22 protein-coding genes and 3 pseudogenes are annotated in these 23,257 nt (G+C 72.5%); 15 read left to right on the top strand and 10 right to left on the bottom strand.

Annotated features, from left to right (window positions below):
• Window positions 1-319: 319 nt before the first annotated feature.
• The 9 genes and pseudogenes from TU30_RS21760 to TU30_RS21735 all read left to right on the top strand — a co-directional run bounded on the left by TU30_RS21760 (window position 320) and on the right by TU30_RS21735 (window position 8,186).
• On the top strand, window positions 320-1,231 hold the full coding sequence (locus TU30_RS21760) for a universal stress protein (RefSeq protein ID WP_042172497.1): 912 nt from the start codon (window positions 320-322) through the stop codon (window positions 1,229-1,231).
• On the top strand, window positions 1,222-2,094 hold the full coding sequence (locus tag TU30_RS21755) for a universal stress protein (RefSeq protein WP_042172495.1): 873 nt from the start codon (window positions 1,222-1,224) through the stop codon (window positions 2,092-2,094). The genes TU30_RS21760 and TU30_RS21755 overlap by 10 nt, the downstream gene beginning before the upstream one ends.
• 272 nt (window positions 2,095-2,366) lie before the next feature.
• Window positions 2,367-3,005 (top strand): membrane protein, encoded by a 639-nt coding sequence (locus TU30_RS21750; RefSeq protein ID WP_042172590.1) that lies wholly within the window; start codon window positions 2,367-2,369, stop codon window positions 3,003-3,005.
• Between the two features lie 196 nt (window positions 3,006-3,201).
• Window positions 3,202-3,540, top strand: a pseudogene (locus TU30_RS37530) (NAD(P)H-dependent oxidoreductase subunit E); the annotation flags it as partial.
• A 265-nt stretch (window positions 3,541-3,805) separates the two neighbouring features.
• A complete protein-coding gene (locus TU30_RS37525) occupies window positions 3,806-4,192 on the top strand; it encodes a hypothetical protein (RefSeq protein WP_370626690.1) in 387 nt (128 codons plus the stop codon).
• Window positions 4,129-5,154, top strand: a complete 1,026-nt coding sequence (locus TU30_RS38365; protein WP_234307937.1) for an HAD-IC family P-type ATPase — start codon at window positions 4,129-4,131, stop codon at window positions 5,152-5,154. Before TU30_RS37525 ends, TU30_RS38365 begins: the two co-directional genes overlap by 64 nt.
• Window positions 5,046-6,734: pseudogene (locus tag TU30_RS38360) on the top strand (cation-translocating P-type ATPase); the annotation flags it as partial. The gene TU30_RS38365 and the pseudogene TU30_RS38360, both read left to right, overlap by 109 nt.
• A gap of 139 nt (window positions 6,735-6,873) precedes the next feature.
• Window positions 6,874-7,533 (top strand): TrkA family potassium uptake protein, encoded by a 660-nt coding sequence (locus TU30_RS38355; protein WP_042172493.1) that lies wholly within the window; start codon window positions 6,874-6,876, stop codon window positions 7,531-7,533.
• On the top strand, window positions 7,530-8,186 hold the full coding sequence (locus tag TU30_RS21735) for a TrkA family potassium uptake protein (protein ID WP_042172489.1): 657 nt from the start codon (window positions 7,530-7,532) through the stop codon (window positions 8,184-8,186). Before TU30_RS38355 ends, TU30_RS21735 begins: the two co-directional genes overlap by 4 nt.
• 243 nt (window positions 8,187-8,429) lie before the next feature.
• On the opposite strand, the gene TU30_RS21725 is transcribed toward TU30_RS21735, so the two are convergent.
• The 6 genes from TU30_RS21725 to TU30_RS21700 form a co-directional block, all read right to left on the bottom strand.
• The gene (locus tag TU30_RS21725; RefSeq protein ID WP_042172484.1) at window positions 8,430-10,826 is read right to left on the bottom strand and encodes a glycoside hydrolase family 65 protein; all 2,397 of its coding nucleotides are present in this window, start codon (window positions 10,824-10,826) and stop codon (window positions 8,430-8,432) included.
• Between the two features lie 49 nt (window positions 10,827-10,875).
• Complete coding sequence (locus TU30_RS21720) at window positions 10,876-11,751, bottom strand: universal stress protein (RefSeq protein WP_042172482.1); 876 nt, start codon at window positions 11,749-11,751, stop codon at window positions 10,876-10,878.
• Window positions 11,752-11,931: 180 nt separating this feature from the next.
• Window positions 11,932-12,936 carry a nitroreductase family protein gene (locus TU30_RS21715; protein ID WP_234307936.1) on the bottom strand — a complete coding sequence of 335 codons (1,005 nt, stop codon included), beginning with the start codon at window positions 12,934-12,936 and terminating at the stop codon, window positions 11,932-11,934.
• A 91-nt stretch (window positions 12,937-13,027) separates the two neighbouring features.
• Entirely contained in the window at window positions 13,028-13,948 is a 921-nt protein-coding gene (locus tag TU30_RS21710) for a pyridoxamine 5'-phosphate oxidase family protein (RefSeq protein ID WP_042172480.1), read from the bottom strand.
• Between the two features lie 151 nt (window positions 13,949-14,099).
• A complete protein-coding gene (locus TU30_RS21705) occupies window positions 14,100-14,384 on the bottom strand; it encodes a DUF1876 domain-containing protein (RefSeq protein WP_042172477.1) in 285 nt (94 codons plus the stop codon).
• A 496-nt stretch (window positions 14,385-14,880) separates the two neighbouring features.
• Complete coding sequence (locus TU30_RS21700; protein WP_042172475.1) at window positions 14,881-15,702, bottom strand: universal stress protein; 822 nt, start codon at window positions 15,700-15,702, stop codon at window positions 14,881-14,883.
• 190 nt (window positions 15,703-15,892) lie between these two features.
• On the opposite strand from TU30_RS21700, the gene TU30_RS38070 reads away from it, so the two are divergent.
• From TU30_RS38070 to TU30_RS21685, 4 genes are all read left to right on the top strand, one after another.
• Window positions 15,893-16,024, top strand: coding sequence for a hypothetical protein (locus tag TU30_RS38070; RefSeq protein WP_256082520.1), 132 nt, complete (start codon window positions 15,893-15,895; stop codon window positions 16,022-16,024).
• 34 nt (window positions 16,025-16,058) lie between these two features.
• Window positions 16,059-17,540 carry a bifunctional aminoglycoside phosphotransferase/ATP-binding protein gene (locus TU30_RS21695; protein WP_042172586.1) on the top strand — a complete coding sequence of 494 codons (1,482 nt, stop codon included), beginning with the start codon at window positions 16,059-16,061 and terminating at the stop codon, window positions 17,538-17,540.
• 87 nt (window positions 17,541-17,627) lie between these two features.
• The gene (locus TU30_RS21690; protein ID WP_042172473.1) at window positions 17,628-18,686 is read left to right on the top strand and encodes an alcohol dehydrogenase catalytic domain-containing protein; all 1,059 of its coding nucleotides are present in this window, start codon (window positions 17,628-17,630) and stop codon (window positions 18,684-18,686) included.
• A gap of 376 nt (window positions 18,687-19,062) precedes the next feature.
• Complete coding sequence (locus TU30_RS21685) at window positions 19,063-20,133, top strand: zinc-dependent alcohol dehydrogenase family protein (RefSeq protein ID WP_042172471.1); 1,071 nt, start codon at window positions 19,063-19,065, stop codon at window positions 20,131-20,133.
• A 189-nt stretch (window positions 20,134-20,322) separates the two neighbouring features.
• On the opposite strand, the gene TU30_RS21680 is transcribed toward TU30_RS21685, so the two are convergent.
• Window positions 20,323-20,610: a metal-sensitive transcriptional regulator gene (locus TU30_RS21680; RefSeq protein WP_042172469.1), complete on the bottom strand. Its 288-nt coding sequence runs from the start codon at window positions 20,608-20,610 to the stop codon at window positions 20,323-20,325.
• Window positions 20,611-20,691: 81 nt separating this feature from the next.
• Between TU30_RS21680 and TU30_RS38065 the strand changes: the two genes are divergently transcribed.
• Window positions 20,692-20,880 (top strand): hypothetical protein, encoded by a 189-nt coding sequence (locus tag TU30_RS38065; protein WP_042172467.1) that lies wholly within the window; start codon window positions 20,692-20,694, stop codon window positions 20,878-20,880.
• A gap of 459 nt (window positions 20,881-21,339) precedes the next feature.
• Complete coding sequence (locus TU30_RS21670) at window positions 21,340-21,996, top strand: OsmC family protein (RefSeq protein ID WP_078878420.1); 657 nt, start codon at window positions 21,340-21,342, stop codon at window positions 21,994-21,996.
• Window positions 21,997-22,003: 7 nt separating this feature from the next.
• Here TU30_RS21670 and TU30_RS21665 read toward each other — a convergent pair whose 3' ends face one another.
• The 3 genes and pseudogenes from TU30_RS21665 to TU30_RS37490 all read right to left on the bottom strand — a co-directional run.
• Window positions 22,004-22,456 (bottom strand): universal stress protein, encoded by a 453-nt coding sequence (locus TU30_RS21665; protein WP_042172576.1) that lies wholly within the window; start codon window positions 22,454-22,456, stop codon window positions 22,004-22,006.
• Between the two features lie 244 nt (window positions 22,457-22,700).
• Window positions 22,701-23,012, bottom strand: coding sequence for a flavodoxin domain-containing protein (locus TU30_RS37495; RefSeq protein ID WP_234307945.1), 312 nt, complete (start codon window positions 23,010-23,012; stop codon window positions 22,701-22,703).
• A gap of 76 nt (window positions 23,013-23,088) precedes the next feature.
• Window positions 23,089-23,211: pseudogene (locus tag TU30_RS37490) on the bottom strand (flavodoxin); the annotation flags it as partial.
• Between the last annotated feature and the right edge of the window lie 46 nt (window positions 23,212-23,257).

The raw sequence follows: 23,257 nt of genomic DNA, 5'->3' as shown, positions 1-23,257 counted from the left end.
GCACCGCATCCGAGCGGGGCCGGCCGGGGCGCCGGACCGCCTCCCCGCGAGGCCCGTTGCCTGCGCCCCGTCGACAGGCCGGCGTCACTCTCCGCAATTGAGCAACAGAGTCATGAGCCCGGACGGGGGCGGCGACGACCCGGCGCTCCCCCAGGGGACGGTGTCGTCGCCTCGGGCGGCGCGCAACCGAGGTGGCCCCTCGAGGACAAAGGTGCCGAAGCGCACCGTGAACACCAAGATGGTGGGTACGAGGCCCTGCCCCCCGAGGTGACCGCAGCGACAGCATGGCAGACACCGCACGAGCGTCCCAGGAGAAGCCATGACTCCCACAAGCCGGCACGGCAACGCACTCGGACCGGTTGTCGCAGGCGTCGACGGCTCCGCGTCGTCGCGGGAGGCGGTCCTGTGGGCGGCTGGCGAGGCCGACAGGCGAGGACAGCATCTGAGGCTCGTCCTCGGGGCGGATCTGGACCGGCTCGGCCGCTTCGCCGCGTTCGAGACGACCGAGCGCCTGCGAGAAGCGGGGGGCACACATCTGGCCGAGGCGCACGAGGCGGTTCACGAGCGCTTCCCGGGGCTGCCGGTGGAGCGCGAGCTGAGCAACAAGAACGCGGTGGCGGCTTTGCAGGAGGCGGCCGCACCCGATGCGACCGTCGTCGTCGGCAGCAGAGGTCTGGGGGGCTTCCCCGCTCTGCTGCTCGGCTCCGTGAGTCTGGCTGTCGCCACGCGTTCCTCGGTTCCGGTGGTCGTCGTACGGGGCCGGACCGACCGGCCCGGCACCGGAGTCGTCGCTGCCGCCGTTCGGGACGAGACGGACGCCGACTGGGTGCGGAGGGCGGCCGCCGAGGCGGAGCTGCGCGGGGGAACGCTGCATCTCATCAACGTGTGGAACCCCCTGTCCCACGTCGGGAACATGGTCACCGCGCTCGACGACCCGGGCGACATCACGGAGCAGGGACGGGCCAGGACCGATGCCCTCGCTGCCGTGGTCCACCGGAGCCACCCCGCCCTCACGGTCACCACCGCGACCGGCGCGGGGACCGCGACCGCCGCCGCGCTCATGGACGTCTCCGGTCGCGCCGACCTGCTGGTGATGGGGGTCCGACGGCGGTTCATGGGCTCGGGGCCGGCCCTCGGCCGGCTGGGACACGCTGCTCTGCACCACGCCCGGTGCCCGGTCGAGATCGTGCCCCGGCCGGGTGAGCCGGAGCAGGAGGAATCATGGCGGTAGCGGATGTCCGCAACGAGATCCTTGTCGGGGTGGATCCGAAGAACCCGTCCCGTCCGGCTCTCGCGTGGGCCGCTCAGGCCGCCTTGTCGAGGGGCGGCGACGTGCGTCTTCTGCTGTCCGTACCGCCCCTGCGCGCCACGCGTCACGGGGATGTCCAGCCCCGCCACGAGGCACTGCGGGTGGAAGGCGAGGAAGCCCTGTCGGCTGCCGTGGAGACGACCAGGGCCCTTGCCCCCGACGTCGCGGTGACCGCGGTCCTGTTCGACGGCATGCCCGCTGCGGTGCTGTGCCAGGAGGCGGCGGGACGCGCTCGTCTCGTGGTGGTCGGGTCCCGTCGGCTCACCCGTCCGAAGGACGTGTTCAGCGCCGACTCGGTCGTCGTGCCGGTCAGCGCGCGTGCGGGCTGTCCGGTGGTGGTCGTCCGGGAGACGGAGCACGCCGGACGGACGCCTTTGCCCCTGGTCGTCGGAGTCGACGGCAGCAGCGGTTCCCGGTCGGCCGTCGACTTCGCGGCCCAGGAGGCCGGCCCGCGCGGCGCGACCGTGCACGCCGTGTGGGTGTGGCCGGAGCACGTCGCCCGGCCGACCGGTCGTGGCGACGAGCGGGCCGGTCTTCTCGAGCGGCGCCGGCTCCTCGCGGAAACGGTGGCAGGGCCGGGGGAGCGGTACCCCGATGTGGGGATCACCCAGGAGGTTCTGCGTGGTCATCCCGTTGAGGAACTCGCACGGGTCTCGGCGACGGCTCGGGCCGTCGTGGCGGGGCGCCACGGGCGCGGCGGACACACCGGTATGAGGCTGGGGTCCGTCGTGCACGGGTTGCTCCACCGGGCCGAGTGCCCCGTCGTCGTGGTGCCCCCGGTATGAGGCGCTGCTCGTACCGGACCAGGACCTGCCCGTCCGGCAGCGGTCCGACCGGCTCCGGGCCCGTGCGTTGACGCACTCCCCGGGCGGTGCCCCTCCCGCCGTGCGCCGGAGGAGGCCGGTGCCGTCCAACTGGTCTCGTAAGAAGGGCCGTTCGGCCCGGAGGCCGGGCCGTGCAGCCCCTGCGGCGGGTGCGGGTGACGCGAGACATTGAAGGTGCAACGAGAGTCGTTCACCTCCTGCACCTCGCGTCACCCCGGGAAGGGATGAGCATCATGGCAGTTCACGACGGTTTTCCACGGCGTTCGGGAGTGCGGGTGCCGACTGCGCGCCGGGCGGGCGGGACGGCTCCCGCGTCCGCCGGGCCGACGACCACGGCGGCGGTGGTGGCGTCGGCCGCGGCCGGCGCGTACGTGCTGGCCGGGCTCCGGATCCTGACGGGCTTCGTCTTCCTGTGGGCGTTCCTGGACAAGGCGTTCGGTCTCGGCTATGCCACTGCGTCCGGCCGGGCGTGGGTCGAGGGCGGCTCGCCGACCCAGGGGTTCCTCGGCGGTGTCGCCGTCGGGCCGATGGAGTCGGTCTTCCACGACTGGGCCGGTGCGGCGTGGGCCGACTGGCTGTTCATGCTCGGTCTGCTGGGCATCGGCGCCGCCCTGACCGCGGGCGTCGGCCTGCGGCTCGCCGCGGTCGGCGGCACCGTCATGATGGCGCTGATGTGGGCCGCGGAATGGCCGCCGGCCCGGCACCTGTCGGACGGATCGCCGAGCATGTCGACGAACCCGTTCGTCGACTACCACCTGATCTACGCCGTGGTCCTGATCGCCCTGGCCGCGTCGGGCGCCGGCGCCACCTGGGGCCTGGGCCGGATCTGGGCGCGCCTGCCCCTCGTCGGCCGCCACCGCTGGCTGCTCTGAGGGAGCCGCCCCGTCCGCCGGTCCTCCGGCGGACGCGCGCCCCACGGTCCGGGGTGCCCCCGCCCACCGGCGGGGGCACCCCGGACCCGTCGCTCCTGTCCCCGGCCGGACTGTTCCTGCGGTGTCCCGGGATCCGGGGGCCGAGGGACCCGATGTCCGGATTGTGGCCTTGTGTGCCTGGCTTCACGATGAAGACATGGGTCCCATCCGTCCCGCCGGCCGTTTCGACGCCTTCCGCGCCCTCTCCGACCGGAGTGGAAGAGCCGGTGAGCGTCTGGTCGAGCGTCTGGCCCGGACCGGGGAGAAGTCGGTGGGCGGCCCCGAGACCTGGGCTCCGGCCGTCGCCGCCGTCCTCGGACTGCCCGCAGCCGCCGCGCTGGGGCCGGCCGCCTACTATGCGGACCTCGCCGCCCCGCACGGGCGCCGTCACGTCCGTGTCTGCGCGGCGACGGCATGCTTCGCCGCGCAGGCCGGACGGCACCTCACGCAGGTGGAACAGGAGCTGGGTGTCACCGCGGCCGCAGCCTCACCGGACGGAGAGACGTCGCTGCAGGCCGTCCGCTGTCTGGGGTACTGCTACGCCGGTCCCGCCGCGCTCGACGGAACCACACCGTGCACGGGCCCGACGCTCGCCGCCCAGCTGGGAGGACGCGAACCACCGACGGCTTCGCGGATCCCGGTGACGGACGACACCGGCGACCCGGTGCTGCTGCCCGGCGTGGTCGCCGGTGAGCCGGCGTGGCAGGTGTGGCCGCGGACCGTGACGGCGGGCAGCCCCGACCGTGTTCACTCGGAGGTAGGTGGCCGCCTCCGGGCTGCGCGGACGCGGGGGAGCGGGGTTCCGGGTGTCGGAGAAGTGGGAGGCGTCCGGCCGGGCGCCCGGCACCGTGGTGGTCAACGGAGACGAGGGAGATCCGGTTCCCCGCGAGCGGGGTCAACCGCCTCACCTCCGGACACGCCGACACCGTCACCTCCTGCCCCGAGTGCAAGGTCACGGCGATACGCGTGATCGTTCCATGAGGATGAGGGACCCCGGACGCCGGACAACGGGTGCCACCCCCCCCCGCAGACGCCCGCGGACGGGCCCGCCGAACCGACGGCCCCCACCACCGTGGACGCTCCCGTGGTTCAGACGCTGCCGACCGGGGAGGTCTTCGCGGCGCTGGAGACCTCCCCGCGGGGACTGACGCAGGCGGACGCGGCGGCGCGGCACGGCCGTGTGGGCCCCAACGAGCTGCCGCCCGCGAGCCGCAGACGACTGTGGCGGGAACTGGCGGGCCAGTTCACCGATCTCTTCGCCGTCGTCCTGCTCGTCGCCTCGGCGGTCACCTTCCTGGCCTACGGGCTTCAGGACCCCCGGGACGTGGGCACCCTGCAGCTCGCCGTGGCGATCCTGTGCGTGGTGGTGCTGAACGCCGCCATCGGCTTCGCACAGGAGTACTCCGCCGAGCGGACGGCGGAGTCGTTGCAGGCGACGGTCAGACACACCTGCCGGGTACTGCGCGACGGGGAGAGACAGGAGTTGCCCTCGCAGCGGCTGGTACCCGGGGACGTCGTCGTCCTGGAGGCCGGGGACGCGGTGCCGGCCGACTGCCGTCTCGTGGAAGCGCACGAGGTCTCCGTGAACAACGCGGCTCTGACGGGCGAGAGCGATGCCGTCGGCCGCACAGCCCACCCCGTGGCCGCCGGCCCGGTGCTGGAAGCCCGCAACTGCGTTTTCATGGGCACCGACGTGGTGGCGGGTTCCGCGAAGGCCGTGGTGTTCGCCACCGGCACCGCCACCGAGTTCGGGAAGATCTTCCGGCTCACGGCCACAGTGCACCGCCAACGGACCCCGCTGCAGAGCCAGGTGGCTCTGATGGCGCGCAGGGTCGCGGGGACGGCCCTGGCGATCGGGGCACTGCTGTTCCTGGTACGTCTGCCGGGCAGGCAGCCTTTCGTGGAGACCTTCGTCTTCGCCCTCGGCGTCATGGTCGCACTCGCGTCCCCGAGGGCCTGCCCGCGACCATGTCGGTGTCCCTGGCGATCGGGGTCCGGCGGATGGCCCGGCGGCACGCCCTGGTCAAGCAACTGCTGGCAGTGGAGGCGCTGGGGTCCACCACCGTCGTGTGCACGGACAAGACCGGCACCCTCACCCGGGCCGAGATGACCGTCGTACGGGTGTGGTCCGCAGGGGTGGCGCATGCCGTGACCGGGGTGGGGTACGCGCCCGACGGCGAGGTGGACGACCCGGCGCCGGTGCGCGCTCTGCTGCGGGCTGCGGCCCTGTGCTGCAACGCCCGGCTGGTCCCGCCGTCGAACCGGGCGGGCTGGCGGGTGCTCGGAGACACCACCGAGGGGGCGCTGCTCGTGGCCGCGGCGAAGGCCGGGCTCGACCTGGCCGCCGAGGAGGCCGCAGCACCGCGCGTCGCGGAACACCCCTTCGGCTCCGGCCGCAAGCTCATGAGCACCGTGCACCAGGACAGCGCCGGCGGTGGCTGTCGCGTATACGCCAAGGGCGCGCCGCAGGAACTTCTTGAGCGCTGCAGCGCCGCCGACCGGGCGGGAGAGCGCCGCCTGCTCACCGACGACCTGCGGGCCGAGGTCATCGCCGCGAACGACGCAATGGCCTCCCAGGGGCTGCGCGTCCTGGCAGTGGCCCAGCGGCAGGTGCCCGACCCCCGTCCCGGGCAGAAGGCGGCCGAATCGGAGCTGACGCTGCTGGGTCTCGTCGGAATGCTCGACCCGCCGCGCCCCGAGGTCAGCGGCGCGGTCGCCGACTGCCGACGGGCCCGCATCCGGATCGTGATGGTCACCGGGGACCACCCGCTGACCGCCGAGGCCGTCGCCCGCAGGGTCGGCATCGTCACCGGCCCCGCCCCCACCGTGGTGACCGGTACCGATGTCGAGGCGCTGGACGAGGACGGCCTGGACTTGCTCCTGGAGAGGCCGGGAGAGCTGCTGCTGTGCCGGGTCGGCCCCGAGGACAAGATGCGGGTCGTCGTCGCCCTGCACCGGCGCGGCGAGGTCGTCGCCGTCACCGGCGACGGCGCCAATGACGCCCCGGCCCTCAAGCACGCCGACATCGGCGTGGCGATGGGCGTCTCGGGCACCGACGTCGCCAGAGAAGCCGCGGTGACGGTGCTCCTCGACGACTCGTTCGCCTCCATCGCCGCAGCGGTGCGGCTGGGCCGGTCGGTCTACCAGAACATCCGCAAGTTCCTCGTCTACGTCTTCAGCAGCAACATCGGCGAACTCGGCCCGATCGTGGCCGCGACCCTCGCCGGGTTCCCGCTGGTGCCGATCAGCGCGGTGCAGATCCTCGCCATCGACCTCGGCACCGATGTTCTGCCCGCTCTGGCGCTCGGGGCCGAGCCACCGGAACCCGACGTCATGGACCGCCCGCCACGCTCCCGGCGCGAACGGCTCTTCTCCGCGGCCGTCATGGGCCGCATCCTTTTCCTGGGCGGCATCCAGGCCATCGGCGTGACCGCCGTGTTCTTCTGGCACATCCACGCGTCGGGCATCCCGTGGGCGGACCTCACCGAGGACGATCCCGTCTACCGGAAGGCGGTCACCATGGTGCACGCCGGGATCGTGCTCAGCCAGTTCTTCGTGGCCTTCGCGGTGCGCACCGACCGGCAGAGTCTGCTGCGCGTCGGCCCGCTGTCCAACCCGTGGCTGCCGGCAGCCGGATGCCTCGGCATCGCCCTGATGGCGGGCATCAGCTACCTGCCCCCGCTCCAGGCCCTGTTCCACACCGCCCCGCTGGCCGCGGGCGACTGGGCGCCGTCCTTGCCGGTCTCGGCGCGCTGGTGCTGGCCGCCGAGGAGCGCAGGAAGGCATGGCTGCGCCGACGCGGGCCCGCGGTCCCCGAAGGAGAGGCACGATGAGAGTGATCATCGTCGGCTGCGGGCGGGTCGGGTCGCTGCTCGCCGCCCGCCTCGCCGCCGAAGGCAACGACGTACGCGTCGTGGACCGCGTGGCCAGGAGCCGCAGGCTGCTGCCCACCGGCTTCCCGGGCAGGTTCCACGAGGGCAACGGATACAGCCGTACGGTCCTCGAGGCCGCCGGTATCGAGCACGCGGACGCGTTCGTCGCCGTCGCCCCGGGCGGCAACAGCAACATCGTCAGCGCGCGGACGGCCAAGGAGACCTATCGGGTGCCGATCGTCCTGGCCCGCGTCCACGACCCCCGCCGCGCCGACCTCTACGGCGAGCTCGGCATCCCCACCATCGCCGGCGTCCGCTGGACCGTGCACCGGATCCACCAGATGCTGCTGCACCGCCACCTCACGCCCGAACTGACCTTCGGCAACGGTGAGACACTGCTGATCCGCTCGCAGCTGCCCGACTACCTCGCCGGGCGGCGCCTGACCGAGTTCGGCGTCGACGGCGAGGTGCACGTCGTCGAGGTCACCCGGGCGGGCCGTTCGTTCGTCCCCGCGCACAACACCCCGGCCGAGCCCGGAGATCTGGTCACCTTCGCTGTCGCCGCCACCTCCCTCGGCAGACTGCGCGGCTTCCTGGGCAAGGAGCTGGGCACATGAAAGCCCTCATCGCCGGTGCAGGACGCCTGGGCACCCAGATCGCCCAGGTCCTGGCCGCAGCCCGCAACGACGTCACCCTCGTCGACATCGACGACGACCGGATCGCCGAACTCGAAGGCCGTGTGCCCGCACGCCTCATGGCGGGGGACGCCTGTGATCCCGCCTTCCTCGAGCGCGCCGGAGCACTCACCGCCGACCTCGTCATCGCCACCACCGGCCACGACGAGGACAACCTCGTGACCAGTCTCCTCGCCAAGCGGCACTTCGCCGTTCCCAAGGTCGTGGCGCGGGTCAACGACACGGAGAACACGTGGCTCTTCGACCAGAGATGGGGAGTGGACACCGCGGTCCCCGCCGCCACCCCCCTGATCTCCCTCATCGAGGAAGCCACCGGCGCCACCGACACCGTCGCCCTGCTGCGCCTGAGCAAGGCGGGCGTCGACGCCATCGAAACCGTCATCACGCCGCAGTCCCGCGCCGCAGGCCACACGCTCACCGGGATCGCCCTGCCCGCGGGAACGGTCGTCGCGACCGTCGTCCGCGACGGCCGGCCCACCGTTCCCGCCCCCGAGATGCGGCTGAGGCCCGGCGACGAACTCCTCGTCGTGTCCCACGCCGCAACCGAGCAGGAAATCCGTGCCGCCTTCCAGTAAGGGGTCCTCTCCTCATGAGCGTCCGATCAGGTCGCGCGGTCCGGTGCCGTGCATCTGCACGGCGCGGTGCCGGGCCGCGCGACCCGGGCGGGCACAGGGAAAGGACCCCCGAGGGCCCGGACCCCGCCGAGTGGTCGGGACGCCGCGCGGACGACCTCGGTGAAGCGGGAGCCCCGCACGCCCGGCAGCCGCTGGATCCCGTGCTCCTCCAGGGGCCGCAGCACCCCGTCCGTGCCGGGGCGGTCAGCCCGCCGGCAGCGCCAGCGTGCAGGTCTCTCCCGGTGCGACCGTGACAGCCCGGTCGGCCAGTACCACGCGGATCGGTGACTGTTCCGAATCGGGCACGTCGATCCGCAACCGTCCGCTCCGCAGCCGCACACCGACACCCCAGTGACCGCGATAGCGCAGTGAGAACCCGTACTCGGACAGCGCCGGAAGCGGCACGGGGTCCAGCCACAGCGCGTCCTCACGGGTCTCCAGTCCCGTCAGGCCGCGCTGAACCATGTCGAGGGTCCCGGCCATGGCACCGAGATGGATGCCTTCGCCGGTCGTGCCACCCTGGAGATCGGCGATGTCCGACTCCAGTGCCTCCCGGGAGTACCGCCATGCCTCGGCCCGTCCGACCCGGGCGAGGACCCAGCCGTGGACGAGCCCGCTGAGGGTGGAGCCGTGGCTGGTGCGCCGCAGGTAGTAGTCGACGGTCCTGCGCCAGATCTCGTCGTCCATCGCGTACCCCAGGCGCCGGAACACCTTCCGCAGCTCCGCGGGGGAGAAGAGGTAGCCGAGCATCAGGACGTCAGCCTGTTTGGACGCCTTGTACCGGTTGACCGCGTCGCCCTCGGACTCCAGTATCCGGTCCAGCCTCCGGATGCTGTCGTACCGCTCGCGGTAGCCGTCCCAGTCCAGCTCGGCCAGGTCGCCGTAGCCTTCGAACTGACTGATGACGCCCTGGTGGTACGGCACGCGCAGCCGTCGGGACACCTCCTCCCACTTCAGGAGTTCGTCGCCGTCCAGCCCCATGCGGTCGAACAGTTCCTCCCGGTGCCACGAGGGAAGCCGTCGCACGAGGTCCAGGGCACGGCCGAGGACCCATGCAGCGGTGACGTTGGTGTACGCGTTGTCGTCCAGGCCGGGCCGGACGGAGTCCGGGTAGCCGTCGTGGTACTCGTCGGGGCCCATCACCCCACGGATGCGGTAACGGCCCGTCCCGGGGGCGAACTCCGCCGTGTCCGCCCAGAAGCGGGCGATGTGCAGCAGCATCTCCGCCCCCTTGGTGTGGAGGAACTCGATGTCGCCGGTGGCCTCGCAGTACTGCCACACGTTGTAGGCGACGGCCGAGCCGACGTGGTGCTGGAGCCGGGAGTGATCCGGCAACCAGCGTCCCGAGCGGGGGTTGAGATGCAGTTCCTGGGTCTCCTCACGGCCGTCGCTGCCGCTCTGCCACGGGTACATCGCGCCTGTCCGGCCTGCTGCGGCCGCCGCCCGGCACGCCTGCGGCAGACGCCGGTGCCGGTACGTCAGCAAGGCCCGGGAAACCTCCGGAAAGTGCAGGTTCAGGTACGGCAGCACGAACAGCTCGTCCCAGAACACATGGCCCCGGTACGCCTCGCCGTGCAGCCCCCGGGCCGGCACTCCCACGTCCAGTTCCGCGGTGTGCGGTGACAGTGTCTGCAGGACGTGGAACTGGTGCAGGCGCAGGACACGACCGGCCTCGCCGGGCACCTCGACCTCCGCTCGCCGCCACAACTGCGCCCAGGCGGCGGCGTGGGAGGTCATGAGTGCGGGGAAGTCCGGGGCCACGGTCACCCGGTCGAGGGCCGCATCGAGCGGATTGGAGATCGCCGTGTCGCGTGAGGTGTGCAGTGCCACGGTCTTCTCCACGCCGACGGCCCGGCCCGGCGCGACGCGGACCACGACGCGATGCGCGGCACGCCGAGGGGCGGGACGCGATCCCCGGGAGACGGGCCGCTGTCCGGGGACGGCGGTCCGGGCCGCCATGGCGATCGTGATGTCGGAGGCGCTGGTGCGGCAGCGCAGCCACACCCTGTCGGGCTCTTCCACCCCTGTGGCCACCCGCGTCAGGTGACGGCGGTTGAGAGCCCGGTAACGGTGCACGTTGCCGTTGGTCACACCGCCGTCCAGGGCGGACTCGACCTCGATCTCTCCCGACCAGTCCTCGGCCGTGAAGACCGTCCGCAGCGCGGCCAGATGAGGGTGCCTCATGTGGACGAGGCGGACCTGCTCCACACCCACGACGCCCGCGTCGTCCCGGTAGCGAAGCGTGCGGGTCAGCGTGCCGCGGCGCAGGTCCAGAGTGTGCCGGTGGTCGAGCAGGGCGCAGGTGTCCGGGGAGAACCAGGGTCCCCAAGGTCCGTCGGCGGGACGGCAACGGAACCGCAGGAGCAGCCAGTTCGGCAGGTTGACCAGATCCTCGTTCGCCACCCGCTGCCCCGCCACGGTCGACTCCAGCCGGTTGTAGCAGCCGGCTGCGTAGGTACCCGGGCAGTGCACCACGCCCGCTCTGCTCTCGGGCACCGCGCCGCGGGTGGCGAAGTAGCCGTTGCCGAGGGTGCACAGCGCTTCCCGCAACCGTTCGGCAGCAGGGTCGTACCCCTCGTACTCCCACGTCCACTCCGGCATCCGCGGCGCTCCCTCCTCCTCTCCCACGAGGCGGCCCACAGGACGGCGCTCAGGCCCGCTGAGGGACCACGGCGACCGGGCACTCGGAGTGGTGCAGCAGGGCGTGGGCGGTGCGGCCGAGTTGCAGACCGAAGTGGCCGCGCCGCCGCACAGCGCCGACGACGACCAGGTCGGCTTCGGCTGCCGCGTCCAGGAGAACCCGGTGGGCGGGGCCTTCGACCGGCCTGCGGCGGACCTCGACCCCGGGGTGGTCCCGGAGCTCCTCGTGCAGCGCCTCGGTGAGGTTGGCCGAGGCGCGTTCCTCGCGGGCGCCGGCGGCATCGTCGGCGAGAAGGGGATGGTCCACGTGCTCATGGGCCGGGCGGCGCCAGGCCCGCACGGCATCAAGGGGGCAGCCGCGCGCCTCGGCCTCCCGGAAGGCGAACCGTACCGCGCCCGAGCCCGTGGTCGAGTCGCCGACCCCGACCACCATCCGACCGAAGAGGCCCTGCCGGCTGCGCTCCGAGCCACGGACGACGAGGACCGGACACAACGCGCGGGCCGCCACCGTGAGGCTGACCGAGCCCAGGAGCAGCCCGGTCATCCCGCCTCGCCCGCGTGAGCCCGTGACCAGGGCGAATGCCTCGCGTCCCGCATGCAGCAGCGCGGACACGGCATCGTCGGGCAGCAGGTCGCCCGACACTTTCACCTCGGGATTGCGCAGCCGGGCACGTTCCAGGCTCGAGGCGATGATGTGCTCCGCCATGACCTGTTCGGCGGGGCGATCGGTCCCGAGGGAGGGGAGTGCTCCTTCGTAGCGTTCCCACAAGGAGGCGTGGATGAGGCGCAGGGGCACGCCGAGGCGCGCCGCTTCGTCCACCGCCCAGTCCACTGCCCGAAGGCTGCAGTCCGACCCGTCGACGCCTGTGACCAGCGGGGGTTCCATGGTGTCCCTCACCTTCCGTCCTGTGCGGGCGATGGCAGATCCCCTGCCAATACGGTCGCACTACCCGCGGACCGCCGCAGCCGCAGCGACCGGCTGGAAGCCTTCCCGGCCTCGATGCGTACGACCACCGGGGCCGGCGAACAGGTCCGACGGTTCGCAGAGAGCCGGCACGAAGGCACGTCAGGGCTGGATGTCGAGTACGTCCGCCACCGGTCGGCGTGGTGTGGCGGGGCCTGTGGGGCCGTATCCGAGGCGCAGCACGATCTGTGGGTGGCCCGTACCCGAGACGGGGTCGCGCAGGGGCCAGCGCAGGTCCCCCCACTCGAGGGCCTGGGTGGCGAAGGAACTGGACAGGCCCTCCAGGGTGGCCAGCAGCAGGACGCGCTCCATGGCCTGCCCGGCGCTCAGCCAGTCCTCGGGACCGTCACGGACCGTGCTGAGAACCGCCAGCTGCGGCGTCCGTTCGAACTCGGTGCTGTCACGGCCTGCCACCGGCCTGGGCCCGGCGAAGTCACGCATGGGGGCCTTGCCGCCCCGCTTGCGTGGTCCGAAGGCGTAGCCGGGAACACCGTCCGAGACCTTCTCCCCGGGCGGGACGTCGATGCGGGTCCATCGCGCCAGGTCCTCGTCGCTGCCGCGGTCGGTGAGGTTGCGTGCCTCGGCCTCCTCGAGCAGCCCCAGCACCTCATCGAGGTGCCACGGGGAGGGGAAGGCCAGCATCGCTCCCTCATGGCGTGCGGCGTCGACGAGGGCCGCGCGCACCTCGGGGGGGATCTCCGTCTCGTCGAACGGGAAGCGGCTGCTGTGCCTGCGGGCAATCGCCGGATACAGGGGGGCGAGGTCGCTCTCACCGCTCCCGGGTCCGGCCAGTTGCACCGAGGCGAGCAGCGCCGGGTCGGCCTGGTCGGGCAGCAGGCGGGCCGCCGGGTGCAGGCCTTCGTGGACCGCCGCGACCCGCAGGTTCAGCAGAGCGCCGCCGCAGCCGAGGTGCAGGGCGCGGCTGTCGGGGTCGGCGTGCGGCAGGACGCGGTCGGGATCCGCGCGCAGGTGGAGGGTGTGGCTGCCCCGGACGTAGTGGAATCGCCACGGCTGGACGTTGTGCATCGACGGTGCGGCAGCGGCGTCGCCGACCAGGGCGGCCACACGCTCGTCGGACAGCGGTTCCGGTTCGGGTCGCTGGTTCACCGGGGCCTTCCTTCGCCGGGTCCTGTGGCGCGGACCGGGGGCCGGGCCCGCGGGCCCGGGCGGCGCAACGCGAGCCGTGCGAGGGTGCCCTTCACCGGTCGGCCGGAGTGATGCGGCGTCCGGTCAGACCGGTGGGCCGGATCGACACCCACATCTCGCGTTCGTCCCCGGCCCACGGCGCGGTGTGGGCGTTCTCGTTCAGCCGCCGCATCTCGTCGGGGTCCGTGACCCGTCGCGCGGGGCCGACGGCGAGCACGCTCCAGCCCTGGCTCATGGCCTCGTCCATGTGGTCGACCTCGAAGGCGGTGTCCGATCCCACGGCCGCCGCGGGTACGGAGCCGGGGGTGGTCCGGAAGGCGACCGCGCCGTCGACGACGTCGTAGTTCACCGGGACGACCGCCGGGCCGTCCGCGGTCGACACCGCGACGCGCCCCACCCCGTGTGTGGACAGCAGGGTGCGGCACTCCTCGGGGCCGAGGTCCAGCAGCCGGGGGTGGGCGAGCGCCGTTCCCCGGCCCGGTGGCATGTCGGTGCCGCCGCCGCGCAGGGCGTGGACCGTGGTGTTCAGTGCCGAGGCCAGGTTGACGAGCGTCGCCAGGCTCGGATCGGCCTGGTGTTCCTCGAGGTACGCGAGATACTCGGGCGCCATCCTGGCGCGGCGGGCCGTCTCGGCCCGGGTCAGACCCTGGCGCGCCCGTTCGGTGGCCACCCGCCGGCCGAGGTCGCTGGAGTGGGGCGCACCCACACCGGCACCCGCCCCGGCCGCGCCCGGCGGACGGGACGTTTCCCGGGCCGTGGACTGTTCCCGGGCGGTCGCGGACTCGTGTCCCGGATGCAGGATGTGCGCGTCGGGTCCGGGAAACACGAGCGTCACCGCCTGTGTGTCCGACCAGCGCACGTCGTACGGGGGTGTCCCGTCCTTGTGGTGGAGCCCGACGATCTCGCCGTCGCGCCTGGTGGCGCCGGTCGCCGGGCTTTCGATGACGAGGTGGTCGCCGAGGTGAGCTCGCATGATCGCCGCCCTTTGCTCAGAGTGTTGCCATGTCCAACGTGCCACGCGTGCCGTCCGGCGGCTTGGGCTGTTCGGCCTCCGGGACACGCACCGTGGGAACTCCGTCGCCCGGTTTCCCCGCGAGGCGCCCCGGCCCCTTCGCTCCCGTCGGTCACGTGGGCCAGCCGGAGACCGGGCGGGAGGCCGGCCCCGATGCGCCCATGCCCTCGATGTCGCGTCCGGCGGCGTCCACCAACTGCCGGCCGAGGTCCGCCATGGCCCTGCCCGCCGCCAGTTCGTCGCCGATCTCCGGCACCTCCGTGTCCGCCGGATTACGGTGCGCGGCTCCGTGGCCGGTAAGCACCGTGCTTCCGGTATCGACCACCGCGCGTGCCTTCGTCGTTCCCTCGTCCTCGAAGAGGTGGAGACGAACCTTCCATTCCACGGTGTGCGGCATCGCTGTCCTCCTCGGCGCGGCTCGGTGCGGTCCGGACGCGGTTCGCCCAGGCCTTCCGGGCGTGTCCGGTGCCGACGTGTCCTCCCCGACGCGGCGCCGGCCCCGTGCGGCGAGGGCGGTCAGGGGACCGGGGAGCGCCGCCCGGGGCACGACGGGGCTCCGGGGCCGCCGGGTGGCCGGCGGCACCTCTCTCCCCGCGCTCGCCGAGGGCGGACCCTTCACCGGTGCGCTGCCCGTTCCGCATCGTCGTCTCCAGCAGTGGCCTGCCGGTACCCTCGCCGGGAGAGCGTCGTCACCGGCCGGCCGCCGTATTCACCATCTTGTACGCGGAGCCCTCGTACGGCACGTCGGCCGGGACACCGACGCGAGCGCCGACCGCTTCTCCGGTCACCGCCGGACAGCGGAGAGTCCGGTCACGGGGCCGACCGTCCCCGGTGGGACGGACCTGCGAGCCTTGAGCGGCCGGCCCCGTCGGCGCGGTGCCGGGAACGCGTCGTCATATCTGCGGCACGACCACGACCGGACACGGCGCGTGATGCAACACGGCGTGGTTGATCAGCCCGAGTTGCAGGCCGGAGTGCCCATGTCGCTTCCCGGCCCCCACCACGAGCAGGTCCGCGCCCGACGCGGCCGTCAACAGCGCATGCCGTGCCTGTCCCTCGACCACCCCGCGGTTCACGGGAGTGCCCCGGTACTGCTCCGCAGGGCCCCGCAGGGCGTCGTCGAGCACCTGCGCGGGCGGGCGCCGATGGGCCTCGAGGGCGTACCACGCGCCGGGCGGAGGTTCCGAGGGTGTGCCGATCGGCGCACTCCAGGCGTGTACCGCCACCAGCTCACAGCGCCGTACGTGTGCCTCGCGGAACGCGAACTCCACAGCGGTATCGCTTCCCTCCCCGTCCTCGACACCCACGACGACGTTCCCGAACCGGCCTTCCCGGTGTTCCGCCGAGCCCCGCACCACCACGACCGGGCAGTCGGCCCGTGCCGCCACGGCCAGACCGACCGAACCCAGGAGGAGCCCGGCAAGGTCGCCCTGTCCCCTGGAGCCGAGCACCAGCGCGAACGCGTTGCGGCCCTTGCCGATCAGGGCGGAGGCGGCGTCCTCCTGCAGCACCTCGCTCGACAACCGCACCGCGGGGGCACCCTTCCCGGCACGCTCCGAGGCAGCGCCGATCACGTCGGACGCCTCCTGCTCCGGTGCCGCCGCGTGCACCAGGTGGAGGGGGACCGTGTGCCGGGCCGCCTCGGCGGCAGCCCAGTCCACCGCCTCCAGGCTCGCCTCGGACCCGTCGACGCCGACCACCAGGGGAATCGTCACCGTTCATGTCTCCTCTCGTCCCGAGATCCCGTCCGTCCGGGTTCCACCCCTCCACCGCTGCGCATGCGCCGCGGAAAGGTATGGGGTACTCCTCGACCGAGCAGAAGTGCCGTGCGCGGTGGGCGGGCGCTTCCGGACGGACGAACTCCTTCACGTCGTCCCAGCTTCTTACGAGACGGAGGCACGCGCCATGGAGCCAGCGATCACCGTCGGCCCCGACGGCCCGCCCGGGAGTCCTGCCGCCGGCAGCCGGGCCGCCGCCGAGGGCCGGGCCGCCGTCCACCCGGCACGCCGCCCCGTCACGGTCGTCCCTCATGACTGAGGCGGGCGGCACCGCGTCGCCCCCGCTCGCGGAGATGAGCGAGACCCACACCGCGATCGTGTTCCTCGTCGGCGACCACGCCTACAAGATCAAGAAACCGGTCGATCTGAAGTTCCTGGACTACACCACCGTGGAGGCCCGCCGGACCGCCTGCGAACGCGAGGTCGCTCTCAACCGCCGCTTCGCCGAGGACGTCTACCTGGGCCTGGGAGAGATCCGCAGCCCGCAGACGAAAGCACCCGAGCCCATGGTCGTGATGCGCCGCATGCCGGCGGACCGCCGCCTGTCCCGGCTGGTACGCGAGGGGGCCGCCCTCGACGACGTCCTCCGGGCCGTGGCCCGGCAGCTCGCCGCACACCACACGAACGCGCCCCGCAGCCCGGAGGTGGACGAGCAGGGCACCCGGGACGCGTTGTCCTCCCGGTGGGAGGCGAGCTTCGCACAGGTCCACGCCCTGGCCGGTGATCTCGCCCTCCCCGACGGCACGGACGAGGTCGAGCGGCTGGTGCGCCGCTACCTGGCCGGCCGCGAGCGACTGTTCGACACGCGGGTGGCGCAGGGACGGATCGTCGACGGTCACGGCGACCTGCGCGCCGAGGACGTCTTCTGCCTCGACGACGGCCCCCGCATCCTGGACTGCCTGGAGTTCGACGACCACCTTCGCCACCTCGACGGCCTCGACGACGCCGCCTTCCTCGCCATGGACCTGGAACAACTCGGCGCCCCGAACGCCGCGGCGTACTTTCTCGCCCGGTACAGCGAGTACTCCGGCGACCCGGTGACCCCGTCCCTGTGGCACCACTACGTCGCCTACCGCGCGTTCGTCCGCGCCAAGGTCTCCCTGATCCAAGCACGCCAGGGTGCGCCCACCGCCGAGGCGACGTCCCGGCGACTGGTCACGGGAACGCTGCGTCATCTGCGTGCCTCCACCGTCGGTCTGACACTCGTCGGGGGACTTCCGGGCAGCGGGAAATCCACGCTCTCCGGGGCCCTGGCCGACCGTCTGGGGGTGACGCTGCTCAGCAGCGACCGCCTGCGCAAGGAACTGGCGGGCATCCCGGCCGAACAGTCCGCGGCGGCCGACTACGGTGAGGGGCTGTACACACCGGAGTGGACCGCGAGGACCTACGCCGCCCTGCTGGACCGTGCGTCCACCCTGCTGTCCTCGGGCGAGTCCGTCGTCCTGGACGCCACCTGGTCGGACGCGGGACAACGCGAAGCCGCCCTGCGCGTGGCCGAACGCACCAGCGCGGACCTGGTGGCCCTGTACTGCCGGGTGCCCGGCGACGTATCAGCGGCCCGCCTCGACTCCCGCACCCCCGGCGCGTCGGCATCCGACGCCGACCTCGCCGTTGCCACCGCCATGGCGGCCGAGGCGTCACCGTGGCCCGAGGCCGTCACGGTCGACACCAGTGGCGCCCTGGAGACCGCGGTCGTCCAGGCGTTGGCATCCGTACGCCCGTGGGACACCGGCCAGACCCCGGTCTTCCGTCGTCCCTACATGCTGCCGGACTGACGGGACACGGGGCGGCCCGGCTTTCCGCGTTGCCCGCAGGCCCTTCGAAGGCGACAGTGGAGTGAGGCAGTGAGGGAGTGAGCAACGATGCGAGGACTCGTCTATCACGGTCCTGCACAGACCTCTTGGGACACAGTCCCGGATCCCGCGATCGAGGAGGACACCGATGCGATCGTACGCGTCGACGCGACCACCATCTGCGGAAGTGATCTGCACATTCAGCGGGGAGACCTCCCCGAGGTCAAACCGGGTACGGTCCTCGGCCACGAGGCCGCCGGCGAAGTGGTGGAAGTCGGCCGCGGGGTGCACAACCGGCGGCCCGGACATCAGGTGATCGTGTCGTCCGTCTCGGCCTGCGGACACTGTCCGATGTGCCGCGCCAGCATGTACGGACAGTGCCAGGGCGGCGGTGGATGGGTCCTGGGAAACATGATCAACGGGACGCAGGCCGAGTTCGTTCGCGTCCCCTTCGCCGACTCCTCCACGCACCGCCGGCCCTCCTCCCTTCCCCTGGGCGACGCGGTCCTGCTCGCCGAGCTCCTCCCCACCGCCTACGAGGTCGGGGTGCGCAACGGACACGTGAGCCCGGGGGACACGGTCGTCGTGGTGGGCGCGGGCCCCGTAGGGCTCGCCGCGGTCATCATCGCCCGCCTCTACTCGCCTCGCCGGATCATCGCGGTGGACCTGTCCTCCTCCCGGCTGGAAGCCGCCGCACGCCTGGGTGCCGACGCCGCTGAACTGCCCGGGCGGTTGATCGCCGATCTGTCCGAGGGCCCGGGGGCCGACGTGGTCATCGAGGCCGTCGGCGATCCGGAGAGCTTCCTTCTGTCCACACGTGTCGTGCGCTCGGGAGGGCACATCGCCAACATCGGCATGCCCGGCAGCCCGGTCACGCTGCATCTGGAGGCTCTGTGGCGTAAGAACCTGACGATCAGTACCGGCCAGGTCGACACGTTCTCCACGCCGTGGCTGCTCGACCTCGTGACCTTCGGACGCATCTCGGTCTCCCCGCTCGTCACCCACGTCTTCGGTCTCGACCGGGTGGAGGACGCGTACGAGGTCTTCTCCCGCGGCCCCGACACCGGAGCCCTCAAGGTCATGCTGCGCCGCGAGGCGAAGGCGCCGTCCCGGCAGCCGTATCCCTGATCTCCCCCGTCCTTCTTCCCGCCCCGGCCCAAGAGGCCCCGCGCGCCGCCGCCACCGCGGTGGTGTTCCGCCCGGGCGCCACCACCGGTGACGCCCGGGCCCTGCCCGCCGGCGCAGGACCGCACTCTCGTGCTCGCCCTGTTGCCCTGCCCGCAGGGAAGTCGCGTGGCGCCGGGTGCGCAAGCGGATACCGCCGCGGTGGACCGGCCGGACGGGGCGCGGGGGAGGGCGAGTACACGGGCCGGGCCCCGTGACCCCGTGCGGATGCCGTTGACGGGCCGACCGGCCCGAGCGGCCCTCCGCACTGTCGGACAATCTGGATGTACGGGGTTTTTCCGGCATCGTGCCGGAGCCCGGTAGAGAGCGGAGGAGCGGCATGAAAGGCTACGTTTTCCACGGTCCCGGACAGGCCTCGTGGGAGGAGGTCCCGGACCCGGGCCTCAAGGAGTCCACCGACGTGATCGTCCGCGTCGACGCGGTGACCATCTGCGGGACGGATCTGCACATCCTCAAGGGCGACGTGCCCGGGGTGCGGCCCGGCACCGTGCTGGGGCATGAGGCGGTCGGCGAGATCGTCGAGGTGGGCGGTGACGTGCACACGGTGCGTCCCGGGGACCGGGTGCTGGTCTCCTGCGTCAGTGCCTGCGGGCGGTGCCGCTACTGCCGGGAGGGTGTGTACGGCCAGTGCCGTGGAGGCGGAGGCTGGATTCTCGGTCACCTGGTCGACGGCACCCAGGCCGAATACGTCCGCGTCCCGTACGCCGACCTGTCCGTGCACCCTCTGCCCAGCGCGGTGACCGGTCAGGACGCCGTGCTGCTGGCCGACATCTTCCCCACCGCCTACGAAGTCGGCGTCCTCAACGGGAAGATGCGGCCCGGGGACACCGTGGTCGTCGTCGGGGCCGGTCCCATCGGGCTGGCGGCCGTCGCGATGGCCCGTTTCTTCACGCCCGAGCGGATTGTCGCCGTGGACCTGACCGCCTCCCGGCTGGAAGCCGCGAGGAGCCTGGGCGCGGACGCGGTGGCCGACGCCCGCGAGGAACCCGAGCAGCTGGTCGCCGACCTCACCGAGGGGCTCGGAGCGGATGTCGTCATCGAGGCGGTCGGTGTGCCGGAGGCGTTCGAACAGTGCACGCGCATGGTGCGGCCCGGCGGGCACGTGGCCAATGTCGGTGTGCACGGCAAGCCCGCGACCCTGCACCTGGAAGACCTGTGGATCAAGAACCTGACCATCACCACGGGGCTCGTCGACACCCACTCCACACCGACCCTGCTGCGGATGGCGTCCGCCGGTCGGCTGCCGGCGTCACAGCTGGTCACTCACACCTTCCCGCTGGACCGCATGGAGGAGGCCTACGGCGTCTTCGGCAACGCCGCCGAGACCGGTGCCCTCAAGATCGTGCTCGGTGGGCAACCGCACGATGTCGTCGCGGTGCGGACGACCTGAGAGCGCCCGCGGAGCGGGGCCTCTCGGCTCCTCCCCGTGATGCTCGCACCGGCTTCGAGCCGTACGGCACGAAGCCGGGACCCTCCGGCCCGCGCGGCGGCCTCCTCGCCGTGCCGGCGCTGGTGAGCGTTCTCGGCCTGCGGATGCGGCACGCGGTGGCGTGACGCGGAGCAACACACAGTTCCGGGGCTAGGCCAGGGACAGGAACAGCTTCTCCAGCCGGGCGCGCATCTGTTCGCTGTCCTCGCCGCTTCTGCGGCCGGACTCGATGTCGGTCACGCACTGCTGCAGACCGGTCGCGATGATGGCGAAACCGGCCCGGTCGAGTGCGCGGGAGGCGGCGGCGAGCTGGGTGATGACGTCCTCGCAGTCGCGGCCCTCCTCGATCATCCGGATCACACCGGAGATCTGCCCCTGTGCACGGCGCAAACGGTTCAGTACGGACCTGAGGTCCGCGCCCTCGAGTTCCAGTTCCACGGCCACTCCTCGAAAAATACCCCTGGGGGCACTCTGCGTCCCGGTTCGGGACGGTGTCGACCCTCAAGGATCCCCCATGCCGTGACCGGTCCTCGCACCCCCGTCACCCCCGGAGCCCGCCGGGCGAACGCCTCCACGGCCGGGACGCCGGTGCTCCTCGGCCCCGTGCTCGGCCTGCTCGTGCACCCGGCCTTCCGGCTCCTCGCAGCGGGCACTGCGGCCGGCCCGGTCCTGGTCCTCTGCGCGGTCACTGCCCCGCGCGGTCGCTGAAACCCGCCGCAGCACGCGTTCAGGGCACCCGTGCCAAGGCCATGGGTGCCGTGGAGGTGCGCCGGTGCCGGCCGAACCCGGAGGAAGCCCGCTGAACAGAGGGGGACCGCGCCGGTTGTTTCGCCACCCGTGGGCCGGGCCGCCATCCCCGCACCCTTGCGACGGGGCCGGCTTCCCGCGCACCACCAAGCCGCTCGTGCTCCTCCTCGTGCTCGGACGGCCGTGCGCACCGGATTCCGGCCCGGTCGGGCTGCGCTCCGGCGCACGGTCGTGTGGCGGTGGGCCCGGCCGGCGACCTCCCGTCATTGCGCGCAACCGAGATCGTTTCCCGCTGCGACGAGCATCGAGGGGACCTTCGGACCGTGATGTGGGCCATGGGGCTCCAGCATCCCGGGAGGCGAGGCGGTGAACCGGGAAGTGCCCGGTTTTCGCGGTGGAACGAGCCGGCAAGGAGCCGAGATGAAAATGGAAACGCGCTGTGGGCGCACGGTCGACGTCACCCGTTCCGCGTCACGGGGACTGCCGACCCCCGTGGGGCGCGTCGTCGTGAACACTTCTTGCGCACCGCACGACGAGGGCGAACCCGGGGTTTCGCTGACGGCCGGGGAAGCCCGGGACCTCGCCGGGCTGCTGCTGTCCCAGGCGGCTGCGGTGGACCCCGAACCCGTGGGCCGGCCCGGGGTGGCCGAGGCGGTGCCGACCGGGGGTGACGCTTTCGAGATTCGGATCCGGGGCCATGTCCTGACCGTCGACCCACCGCTGTCGGGCGGAGGAAGGGACACCGCGCCCGCCCCCGTGGAGCTCTTCGTGGCGGCGGTCACCTCCTGCGCGGCGCACTACGCGGGCCGCTATCTCGACCGCCACGGTGTGGGCCGGGACGGCTTGTCCGTCCGAGCGGAGTTCGCCATGGCCGACGAGGGGCCGCCCCGGGTCGGCTCTCTCGCCTTGACCGTCCTGGCCCCCGCCCTGCCGCCGCAGCGGCTGGCCGCTCTGCGCGCGGTGGTCCCCCACTGCACGGTCACGAACACACTGGCGCAAGCGCCGGACGTGGTGCTGGAAGTACGGTGCGGTTTCGGCCGGGTGGCCGCCGAGGACACGGAGGCAGGCTCGGCATGAGCGCCGGTCACCGGCCGGACTCCTGTTCCGGACCGACCACGGTGACAGGGCAGGCCGCGTGCTGGGAGCAGCGCTGGCTGACCGAGCCCAGCATCGCCCGGGCGAAGCCGCCTCGGCCACGACGCCCCACGACGAGGAGCTCGGCTCCTTGTGAGGCCTGGATCAGCACCTCCGACGGGTCGCCCTCGACGAGGTGCTCCCTCAGCCCCGGCGGATGCTCGCTCTGAAAGACGGCGCGCAACTCCTCCGCGAAGCGCTCCCGGGCCTGCTCCAGGTCGAACTCGGGATCGCTCACCGGCCCGCTCCAGCCCATGGCGGACGGCGTGTCCCAGGCATGGATCGCCTCCACGACACCGCCGATGGTACGGGCGTAACGGTCCGCCCACCGCAGAGCCGCGTGGGACGAAGGCGATCCGTCCACGCCCACGACCACCCGAGGTGCCGGATCTGAGGACTGCATGGTCACCTCACTCAGCTGTCATTGTCTGCGGATCTCCACGCTGCCGGGAACGACGCCGACGCGCCAGTGGAGCCATCGGTCACGGACGGTCGAGACGCTCCTGAGCGGACCGGCAGAGCAGGTGGGGGAGTGGAAGCAAGGCGGGTCGGCATCCGTATCGAAGCGCACCCCGGGGACAGTACCTACCTGGTGCGGGCGAGCCCGGCCGCCCACGCCCGCCGTTCACTCCAATGGTGCGCCGGCGTCATCTGTCCACCCGGAGTTCCCCGGCGATGGCCGTCGCCCAGCCGTCGACGGCATGCCAGTCCCGGAAGTCGCCGTACCGGCCGCCCACCAGTTGAAACAGCAGGCGTCCGGTACGGGACGGCTGGTCCCCTTCGACGACACCGGAGAACAGGCGGTGGCTCCGGTACCCCAGACCTGGCGGCAGGCCTTCCTCGATGGCCGGCAGCTCCTTGGCGGCCATGCGGCGCCACGGCCCGCGCAGCGCCGCGGGCATCCCGACGCTGAAGACCCACACGGGACGGGGGGCCAGCACATCCAGGTTCTCCCGCACGAATCGCCTGGCCGGCGGCCCAGCTCTGTTCGTGTACGGCGCTGCCGAGGACGAACGAACGGTAGACGTCGGCGTCCTCCACCTCGGTCATGGGCCTTGCCTCGGCCCTTTGCCCCGCACGGCTCAGGACGGCGGCCGTCCTCTCGGCGATCGTCCGGGTGGAGCCGTGCACGGTCGCGTATCCGACGAGGACGTCCATGCGAGCTCACCTTTCCGTCCTGGTGGGCGCGTTTCCCGGTCCCGCG

Origin of the sequence: Streptomyces sp. NBRC 110035 (assembly GCF_000829695.1) — a bacterium.
Taxonomy (GTDB): Bacteria; Actinomycetota; Actinomycetes; order Streptomycetales; family Streptomycetaceae; genus Streptomyces.
The sequence above is the reverse complement of the archived record's forward strand: the minus strand, read 5'-3'. Positions and strand labels throughout refer to the sequence as shown.